The organism is Microbacterium sp., from assembly GCF_031179285.1.
Lineage (GTDB): Bacteria > Actinomycetota > Actinomycetes > Actinomycetales > Microbacteriaceae > Microbacterium.
In genome coordinates this window covers 20933-30532 of the sequence record NZ_JAPSHY010000034.1, presented here as the reverse complement: position 1 = coordinate 30532, position 9600 = coordinate 20933, and the positions used below count along the sequence as shown (strand labels likewise).

At 68.3% G+C, this 9600-nt stretch carries 8 protein-coding genes; 2 read left to right on the top strand and 6 right to left on the bottom strand.

The window, feature by feature from the left end; genetic code table 11:
- Window positions 1–579: NAD(P)H-dependent oxidoreductase (locus tag RIN18_RS15690; protein ID WP_309104927.1), on the top strand; the 579-nt coding region annotated here is incomplete at its 5' end.
- Window positions 580–628: 49 nt separating this feature from the next.
- Complete coding sequence (locus RIN18_RS15685) at window positions 629–2998, top strand: glycosyl hydrolase family 65 protein (protein WP_309104926.1); 2370 nt, start codon at window positions 629–631, stop codon at window positions 2996–2998.
- On the opposite strand, the gene RIN18_RS15680 is transcribed toward RIN18_RS15685, so the two are convergent.
- The 6 genes from RIN18_RS15680 to RIN18_RS15655 form a co-directional block, all read right to left on the bottom strand.
- On the bottom strand, window positions 2995–4527 hold the full coding sequence (locus RIN18_RS15680) for an MFS transporter (protein ID WP_309104925.1): 1533 nt from the start codon (window positions 4525–4527) through the stop codon (window positions 2995–2997). The genes RIN18_RS15685 and RIN18_RS15680 overlap by 4 nt on opposite strands.
- 78 nt (window positions 4528–4605) lie before the next feature.
- Window positions 4606–5322 carry a haloacid dehalogenase type II gene (locus tag RIN18_RS15675; RefSeq protein WP_309104924.1) on the bottom strand — a complete coding sequence of 239 codons (717 nt, stop codon included), beginning with the start codon at window positions 5320–5322 and terminating at the stop codon, window positions 4606–4608.
- The gene (locus RIN18_RS15670; RefSeq protein WP_309104923.1) at window positions 5319–7583 is read right to left on the bottom strand and encodes a heavy metal translocating P-type ATPase; all 2265 of its coding nucleotides are present in this window, start codon (window positions 7581–7583) and stop codon (window positions 5319–5321) included. The genes RIN18_RS15675 and RIN18_RS15670 overlap by 4 nt, the downstream gene beginning before the upstream one ends.
- A 45-nt stretch (window positions 7584–7628) precedes the next feature.
- Window positions 7629–8579 (bottom strand): heavy-metal-associated domain-containing protein, encoded by a 951-nt coding sequence (locus RIN18_RS15665; RefSeq protein ID WP_309104922.1) that lies wholly within the window; start codon window positions 8577–8579, stop codon window positions 7629–7631.
- Complete coding sequence (locus RIN18_RS15660; RefSeq protein ID WP_309104921.1) at window positions 8576–8788, bottom strand: heavy-metal-associated domain-containing protein; 213 nt, start codon at window positions 8786–8788, stop codon at window positions 8576–8578. The genes RIN18_RS15665 and RIN18_RS15660 overlap by 4 nt, the downstream gene beginning before the upstream one ends.
- 140 nt (window positions 8789–8928) lie before the next feature.
- Window positions 8929–9588 carry a TetR/AcrR family transcriptional regulator gene (locus RIN18_RS15655; protein ID WP_309104920.1) on the bottom strand — a complete coding sequence of 220 codons (660 nt, stop codon included), beginning with the start codon at window positions 9586–9588 and terminating at the stop codon, window positions 8929–8931.
- Window positions 9589–9600: the final 12 nt, after the last annotated feature.

Here is a 9600-nt window from a genome sequence, read left to right as displayed (position 1 = left end):
AAGCTCGAGGCGGCAGAGCTGCTCGTGTTCCAGTTCCCGCTCTGGTGGTACGGCGCACCGGCGATCCTCAAGGGCTGGTTCGACCGGGTGTTCACCAACGGCTTCGCCTACGGCGGCGTCGATCCTGAGACCGGCCTGCCGCTGCGTTACGGCGACGGCGGCCTCACGGGCAAGCGTGCACTCATCATCGTCACGGCCGGTGAGGACGCGAGGACCATCGGTACGCGCGGCGTGAGCGGTGACCTCGACTCGCTGCTGTTCCCGCTCACACACGGCACGTTGTGGTACACCGGGATCGAGACGCTGGATCTGCACGTCGTCTACGACGCCGACACGCTCGATGCCGGGGCGGTCGCGGCGGAACGCGACCGCCTGACGGCGAGGCTCGCGTCGATCCACGATGAGACGCCGTCTGAGCGTTATCGCGCGCTGCGTGACGGTGAGTACCGCGGGACGCGGGCCCTTCGCGCCGACATCCTCCCTGGGAGGACCGATCTCGGCATCCACCGCATCGCCACTGCGGATGCTGTCGTGAATGCGCCACGGCCGCAAGAGCGGGAGCGCACGCTCCACGTTTAGATACGCTCGAAGGCACTGACCACCGACCGAGCCGGACGAAGGGTTTCGCGTGAGCCGACCACCCGCCTTCGACGTCGCGGCCTGGAGCGTCGGGCTGGACGGTCTCGAGATCGCGGACCTCGCGCACGAGGAGTCGGTCTTCGGCCTGTCCAACGGCCACATCGGCTGGCGCGGCAACCTCGACGAGGGGTCGCCTCGGGGCGTGGCCGGCAGCTATCTGAACGGTGTCTTCGAAGAGCACCCGATGCCCTACGCCGAAGACGGCTACGGCTATCCCGAATCCGGCCAGACCGTGATCAATGTGCCGAACGGCCAGCTGATCCGCCTGACTGTCGACGATGGGCCCTTCGACGTCGAGCAGGGGAAGGTCATCAGCCACAGCAGGCGGCTAGACCTGCGCGACGGCACCCTCTCGCGCGACGTCGAGTGGCAGTCTGCCGCCGGACGCACCGTGAACGTCCGATCCACACGCCTCGTCTCATTCACACAACGTTCGATCGCGGCGGTGCGCTACCGGGTGCGCGCCGTCGACGGCCCTGCGAAGATCACCGTGCAGTCCGAGGTCCTCGCCAATGAGCCGCTTCCGATCACCCATGCGGATCCCCGCGTGCAGGAGCTCCTGAGGCGGCCGCTGGATGCCGTCGACGCGGCCGTGCTCGGCACCGCGGCGACACTGGTGCATCAGACGCGCAAGAGTGATCTCACCGTGGCCGTCGCCATGGACCACACCGTGGCGAGCACAGGCGACGCCGCACCGACGGTGTCGACCGAGGCGGCAGGTGACCTCGCCCGCACGACCGTCAGCGTCGTCCTCGCCGACGGCGAGGAGCTGGAGATCGTCAAGTTCGTCGGGCACGAATGGTCGGCATCGGACTCCCGGTCACCGCTGCGTGACCGGGCAGAGGCAGCCGTCGCAGACGCCATGCGCGACGGGTGGGATCTGCTCGCCGCCGGCCAGCGGGAGCGCCTCGACGACTACTGGGCATGCGCCGATGTGGAGATCGACGGTGAGCCACGGTTGCAGCAAGCGGTGCGCTTCGCGCTGTTCCAGGTCTTCCAGGCGGCGGTGCGGGCAGAGGTGCGCTCGGTGCCTGGCAAGGGACTCACCGGATCCGGTTACGAGGGGCACACGTTCTGGGACTTCGAGGGGTTCGTGCTGCCGGTGCTGACCGCGACGGCTCCGCACGCGGCCGAGCAGGCGCTGCGGTGGCGGCACTCGACGCTCGACCATGCCCGCGATCGAGCGCGCCAGCTGCACCTCGCGGGCGCGGCCTTCCCCTGGCGAACCATCGACGGCCGGGAGAGCTCGGGCTACTGGCCGGCCAGTACGGCGGCCTTTCACGTCAACGCCGACATCGCGGCGGCCGTGATGCACTACGTCCGCGCCACCGGCGATGACCTCTTCGAACGCGAGGCCGGAGTCGAGATCCTCGTCGAGACGGCTCGGCTGTGGGTGTCGCTCGGCCACTGGGGGTCCGACGACCGGTTCCACATCGATGGAGTCACCGGCCCCGACGAGTACTCCGCGATCGCGAACGACAATGTCTACACGAATCTGATGGCACAGGCGAACCTTCGCGGAGCGGCCGCGGCGGCCCGCCGGCATCCCGATGTCTCGCGTGCGCTGGACGTGGACGATGCGGAGATCGACCGCTGGACGAACGCTGCGGACCGAGTCGCCATCCCCTTCGACGAGGAACGCGGCGTGCACCCGCAATCCGCCGGGTACACCCAGCAGGAGCGGTGGGACTTCGAGGGGACGGACCCCGAGCAGTATCTGCTGCAGGAGCATTTCCCGTACTTCGACATCTATCGCAAGCAGGTGGTGAAGCAGGCCGATCTCGTGCTCGCGCTGTTCTTCGCGCACGAGAGCTTCACCGATGAGGAGAAGCTGCGGGACTTCGCGTACTACGAGGAACTCACCGTCCGGGACTCGTCGTTGTCGGCCGCAGTGCAGGCGGTCATCGCTGCCGAGGTGGGTCATCTCTCGCTCGCGGCCGACTATCTCGCCGAGACCGCGACCGTCGACCTGGACGACCTGCACGGGAACACGAAGGAGGGCCTGCACATCGCCGCCCTCGCGGGGGTCTGGGTCGCGCTCACTGCCGGTTTCGGCGGAATGCGCGACAGCGACGCCGGGCTGAGCTTCGCGCCACGGCTCCCGCCGCAGCTGACACGCATCAGCTTCGGCATCCGCGTCGCCGGCCGCACTCTTCGCGTGGACATCGCCCCGACGGCCACGACCTATCGGCTGATGTCGGGTCCGGCGTTGACCGTGCGGCATTTCGGAGACGAGCTGGTGCTCGAGGCCGGATCTCCGACGACCGCTGAAACCCCACCGCCCCCGGCCGTCGGAGATCCGCCCCGGCAGCCCCGGGGGCGCGAGCCGCGAAGCTTCGCGGAGGTCTTCGATCGCTAGCGCCATCGGCGACGATCAGTGAGCAGCAGCAGCACGGTCACGGCCACCATCACCACTGCGCAGATGACCGACATCACGCTGAACCCGAGGGTGAACGCCGCGCGGCCGAGCTCGAGCGCGTCGGCCGGATCGAGGGCGGGCGAGGCGGCGCTCACCGCGGTGGCCGTTCCGAGGTTGTCGCGCAGCGCCGCGCGCAGAGCCTCGGGAACCGCCGAAAGGTCTGCCCCGTCGACCGTGGTGCGGTAGACGGCCGAGACGACGCTGCCGAGCGCGGCGATGCCGAGCGCTCCGCCCAGTTGCGGTGCGGTGGTCGCGATGGATGCCGCAGCACCCGCCCGCTGTTCGGGAGCCGCGCCGATGACGAGGTCGGTGGCGATCGCCATCATCGGCCCGAGGCCTGCCGACACGATCACCGTCCCCGCGACGATCCATGCGAGGTCGGTCGTCGTCTGGACGGCGGACAGCGCGAAGTACCCGATCGACGAGATCGACAATCCGATGGCGACGACGCTAACCTGACCGATGCGGCGGGCCATCCTCGGCGCCAGCATCGAGCCCACGATGACGCCGGCGGCGGACGGCGCCGTCCACAGCCCGGCCTCCAGGGGGTCGAGTCCCCGCACCAGCTGGAGGTACTGCGCGAATGCCCAGTTGAACCCCCACAGCACGAAGATCCCGGCTGCCAGGGTCGCGGCTGCGATCGACAGCAGCCGATGGCGGAAGAGCGAGACCTCCAGGAAGGGGATCGGCGAGCGGCGCTGCATCCAGACGAAGAACGTTCCGAGCAGCAGGCCGGCGACCACGGCCGCCGCGGCGCCGAGATGGATCCCCTCGGTCGCCACCAGCTTCAGACCCAGCACCACCAGCAGCACGGACCCGATCGAGACGCCTGCGCTGAACAGATCGATCCGGCTCTCCCCGGCAGATCTGTGCTCCGGGACGAACACGGGTACGAGGACCAGGAGAACGGCCATGATCGGCACTGCCAGGAAGAAGGCGGAGCCCCACCAGAACTTCTCCAACAGCCAGCCCCCCACGAGCGGTCCGATCGCCGTGCCCGCCGACACGCTCGCGATGATGATGCCGATCGCCACGGCGCGCTGTCGTGGTTGCGGGAAGAGCGCGGCCGCGAGCGCGAGGGTCGACGGCATGAGCGTCGCGCCGGCGACGCCCATGCACGCACGGGCGACGATCAGCACCTCGATGGTCGGCGCGAACGCGGCGGCGAGCGACGCCAGGCCGTACAGGGCTGCGCCGATGATGAGGATGCGCCGCCGACCGAATCGGTCGCCCAGGGCCCCCATGGTGATCAGCGAGCCGGCCAGCAGGAACCCGTAGATGTCCACCGTCCACAGGAGCTGGACGCTTGTGGCCTCGAATGCCGCAGCGATCGCCGGCAGTGCGAGATTGGTGACGGTGAGTTCGAGTGAGGCGAGCAGCGCCGGAAGACAGAGGACTGCCAGTCCGATCCGGTTTTTCACCCGGGTGCCGACGCCGACGGGGATCTCAGAGGTGCGATTTTCATCCACGCTCCGGATACTAAAACCTCAAGTGAAGTTCAGATCAAGTTCGCCGCTCTCGAGCAGAGGACCGCGTCGCGATCCGATTCAGCGCCTGCTCCGCTCGCTCACCAGAACGTCGACAAGGGCTCCCAGTGAAGCGAAGTTCCCGTCGAAGGCGTCGGACTCGGTGGGCGGGTCTCCCCCCGGGCGCTCGACGTAGGCCGTTCTCATGCCGATCGCCTGGGCGCCACGGAGGTCCCACGCGTGCGCCGCAACCATCAACACGCGCTCTGGCGGGAGCTTCGATGCGTCGACGGCGAGCTGGTACACCTCTGCGGCCGGCTTGTACGCCGAGACGCTTTCGCTGGACAGCGCCCGATGAAAACGGAACCCGGCGTGTGCGCCGAGCTGGCGCAGTGCCGCGCAGCTGGCATTGGAGAGGCCCACCACAGGAACGCGCTGCGCGAGTCGATCAACGGCCGACACGGAATCGTGCCAGGGCGGCAGTCGCCGGGCGACGGTGGCGAGACTGGTGATCGTCGCCGAGTCGGTGAGGCCGAGCTGATCCGCCACCCGCTTCGCGGCCTTGAGATCCACGACGTCGGTGTTGGCGTAGGGCCGCTCATGCTGCGCCATCCGTCGCTGCTCGACCTCGACGTGGTGCTGCCACAGTGCGACCAGCGCCTCGACTTCCGAGGGGTCCCGCTGCGGCGCCACCGACCGGATCGCTGCCCGGATCCCGCCGGGCTCGTCGACGAGAGTGCCCAGCACGTCGAAGACGACGACGTCGATGTCCGGGGTGTGGGTCAGGGTCCCTCTCACGCTCTGCTCGTCGCTGCGATGCTCGTGAAGCCGCGCAGGCGCAGGCTGTTGCCGACGACGAAGAGGCTCGACACCGCCATCGCCGCACCCGCCAGCATCGGATTGAGCATGCCGAGGGCGGCGATCGGGATGGCGGCGACGTTGTACGCGAACGCCCAGAACAGGTTCGTCTTGATCGTCCCGAGGGTCTTTCGTGACAGCCGGATCGCGTCCACTGCGCTGCGGAGGTCGCCACGTACGAGGGTGATGTCCGACGCTTCGATCGCGACGTCGGCGCCGGTGCCCATCGCCAGACCGAGGTCGGCCTGTGCAAGGGCGGGTGCGTCGTTCACGCCGTCACCGATCATCGCGACGACTCGCCCCTCGCGCTGGAGGCGCGCGACGACGTCGACCTTGTCTTTCGGCAGCACCTCGGCGATGACCTCTTTGATCCCCACCTCTGCGGCGATCTGATGCGCGACGGCCTCGTTGTCTCCGGTGAGCAGCACGGGCGTGAGCCCGAGGGCCTTGAAGCGGGACACGGCTTCGGCGCTCGTCGGCTTGACCGTGTCGGCGACGACGATGACGCCGCGTGTCTGTCCGTCCCACGCCACCGCGACGACCGTCTTACCGTCGCCCTCTGCCCGGGTCTTGACTGCCGCCAGCTCCGGGCTGAGTCGCAGTGACCAGTCGGCGAGCAGGGAATCGCGCCCCACCAGGACCGCGTGGCCGTCGACCACGCCCTGCACTCCCCTGCCCTCGATGTTCGTGAAGCCCTCGGTCGCCGGCAGACGGCCGACTTCCTGCGTCGCGGCTTTGGCGATCGCCTGAGCGATCGGATGCTCCGACGCGTCCTCGAGCGCGCCGGCCAGACGCAGCAGCTCGGCTCGATCAATACCGGGTTCGACGGCCACGTCGACCAGCGTCATCCGGCCGCTGGTGACCGTGCCGGTCTTGTCGAGGATGACGGTGTCGATCTTCCTGGTCGATTCCAGCACCTCCGGGCCCTTGATGAGGATGCCCATCTGGGCGCCGCGCCCGGTGCCCACCAGCAGAGCCGTCGGCGTTGCGAGACCGAGCGCGCAGGGGCACGCGATCACCAGCACGGCGACGGCGGCGGTGAATGCAGCGGTCGCGGGGAAGCCGGCGCCCAACCACGCGCCGAGAGTGGCCACCGCGATCACGATCACGATCGGCACGAACACTCCGGAGATCCTGTCGGCGAGGCGCTGCACCTCCGCCTTGCCGGTCTGCGCCTCCTCGACGAGCCTCGCCATCTGCGCCAGCTGCGTGTCTGCTCCGATTCTGGTCGTCCGGACGATGAGACGACCGCCGACGTTCGTGGTGGCGCCGGTGACCAAATCACCTTCTGCGACCTCGATCGGCACCGATTCGCCCGTCAACATCGAGACGTCGACGGCGGAGGTGCCGGAGACGACGATTCCATCGGTGGCGATCTTCTCGCCGGGGCGGACGATGAACTCGTCACCCAGACGCAGCTCGTCGACCACGAGCTTCGCCTCGACGCCGTCCCGCACCACCGACACCTCCTTGGCGCCGAGTTCGAGCAGCGCTCGCAACGCGGCACCGGCCTGCTTCTTCGAGCGCTTCTCGAAGTAGCGGCCGGCGAGGATGAACATCGTCACTCCGGCGGCGACCTCGAGGTAGATGTTCGCCGCGCCGTCGGACGGAGCGAGTGCGAATTCGAACGGATGCGTCATGCCCGGCGTTCCCGCCGTGCCGAGGAACAGGGCATACAGCGACCAGAGGAACGCGGCGGAGGTGCCCATCGAGATGAGCGTGTCCATCGTCGCTGTCCCGTGCCGGAGGTTCATCCAGGCCGCCCGGTGGAAGGGCCATGCGCCCCAGATGATCACCGGGGCGGCGAGCGCGAGTGAGGCCCACTGCCAGTAGGTGAACTGCAGCACCGGGATCATCGCCATCGCGATCACGGGCAGCGTCAGCACGAGCGACCCGATCAAGCGGTGCCGCAGAGACCGCAGCTCCGGGTCGCCGGCGTCGTCGGCATCCCCCTTTGCGCCCTTCGGCGCCGGCAGCGCGGCGGTGTATCCGCTCTTCTCGACCTCGGCGATCAGCAGTGCCGGATCGTATCCATCCGGCACCGTCACCTTCGCCTTCTCCGTCGCGTAGTTCACGGTCGCGGTGACGCCGTCGAGCTTGTTCAGCTTCTTCTCGATACGCATGGCACATGACGCGCAGGTCATGCCGCCGATCTCCAACTCGACTCCCGCAGGTGCAGGCGATGTCACGGGGGTGCTCATGCTGACTGTTCCTTCTCTCGGCGTGGCTTCGGTGGCGACCCGGGGTCAGTGCCCGTCGTCGGAGTGCGTTTCGTCCTCGTGGCCCGCAGCTTCCCCACCGTGAGACGCGTCGAGCACGAAGGAGGCAGTGTGGACTTCGCCGTCGACCTGGAAGTCCAGGTACAGCAGATACCGGCCCGCCGTCGGGGCGGTCGCCGCGAACGCGATCTCCGGGCCCGCCGTCTCACCGGCCTTCGGCTCTTCGCCTTCGGCGTGCACGTGCAGGAACGCGAGGTCGCCGTCGCGCAGGGCGACGAGATGACCGAAAGCCCCGAGGTAGGGTTCCAACTCGGTGACCGGATTCCCGTCTCGGGTGACCGAGATGGTGAGTTCGCCTGCGGAACCGGCCACCAGGTCGCCCTCGATCGAAACCTGGAAGCCGTCGACGTCGTCGACCCGGCTCGGCTGTGGCGCGATCGGTGTGAACTCCCCGGCGACGTGGACGAGGCGCGTGAGGGTCACGCCCGTGGCGTCATCACCCGTGGGGGTGAAGTCGGCGAACACGCGGTAGCTGCCGGCATCCGTCCACTGCCATGGAAGCGACCATGTGCCGGTCGCGGCGTCGAGCTCGGGGTGCACATGGCGGAACAGAGCGCCGTCGGAGCGGGCGATGATCAGATGCAGGTCGCGGTCATGGGAGGTGGTGTAGTCCGTCACCGCAGCGCCGGTCGCGTCCTGGATCTGGAAGTTCAGCTCTCCCGGCTCTCCGACCACCGCCGGCGCCTGAACGGGTGAGAGGACGTACCCTTCGGTGTCGACGCTCAGTCCCTTCAGTGAATGCTCCCCGTGCGCGGGCGCATCCGCGGCCGCGTTGTCTGCGTCGTGGTTCTTCATTCCGTTCTCCTGCCATCCGGCGACAGCGGCGTTCGGTACCGCAGCCGCCGCGACGGCGAAAGCGCCGCCGAACGCCACTGCCAGACCGAGCCCGTAGAGGGCGAGCCGCCCGCCCGTCTTCATGCCGATCGAACCGCCGAGTATCCGGCTTCCTGGACCGCCGCGAGGATCTGCGCATCATCGATCTCTGCCGAGCCGGTCACGGCGAGCCGGCCGGTCTGCGCGCTCACCTGGATGTCTTCGACTCCCCCGATCTGGCTGACCTCTTCACGCACCGACATCTCGCAGTGGCCGCAGGTCATGCCCGTCACCTGGTACTCGTTCGTCGTCATGTCAGACTCTCCTTCGTCGTCGTTTCTGAATACCCCTGGGGGGTACCTGTTCAAACACTACACGCCGGAGGATATTCCCGAAAGCGGCACAGGAAAAGCAGCCCTCCGATCGTGATCATCGGACGGCTCCTTCGAGGGGATCACCGGTCGAGGTCGAGCACCTCGAGCATGACGTGGTCAGCGCCGGCGGACGCCAGCCGGTTGCGGATCGCGGTCGCGGCGAGGCGGTACGGCTTGTCGCTCTGCATGAGGAGGGATCGGGTGTTGGCCGTCTCATCGAGGGCGACGAGTTCGAAGGCGAGCTGCTCGACGTCGTCATCACCGACCGAGAGCTCTCCGGCCTCGATCGCATACCTCAGCTGCACTTCCACGTAGCTGTACCAGTCCGCGAGCGCCGTCCGCACGGCGTCGTTCACCGGACCGGGCTTCGAATCGACATCGGCCGATGTCGCAGCGAAGAAGCACCCGCCGCTGAAAACGCGCTCTCTCGAGTACAGCAGGGCGTTGCGCATCAGCATTGCGAGGCGCCGGACGCCCCGGGGTTCGCGGCGCGCCGGCTCGATGATCGTCGCGATGAAGACTTCACGCGCCGCGTTGACCGCGGCCAGCTGCAGACCTTCTTTGCTGCCGAAGAGCGTCGCGATGCTGCTCTTACTGCGGCCGGTGGCGCCGGACAGCCGCCCGATCGTGAGTCCGTCGAGACCCTCGACCGACGCGATGTCCGTCGCGCTCTCGAGCACCGAGCGTCGAGAGACGTCGCCACGAGCCCGGCGCCCATCGATGATCACGGATTCTGTCATGCCCCTAGTGTA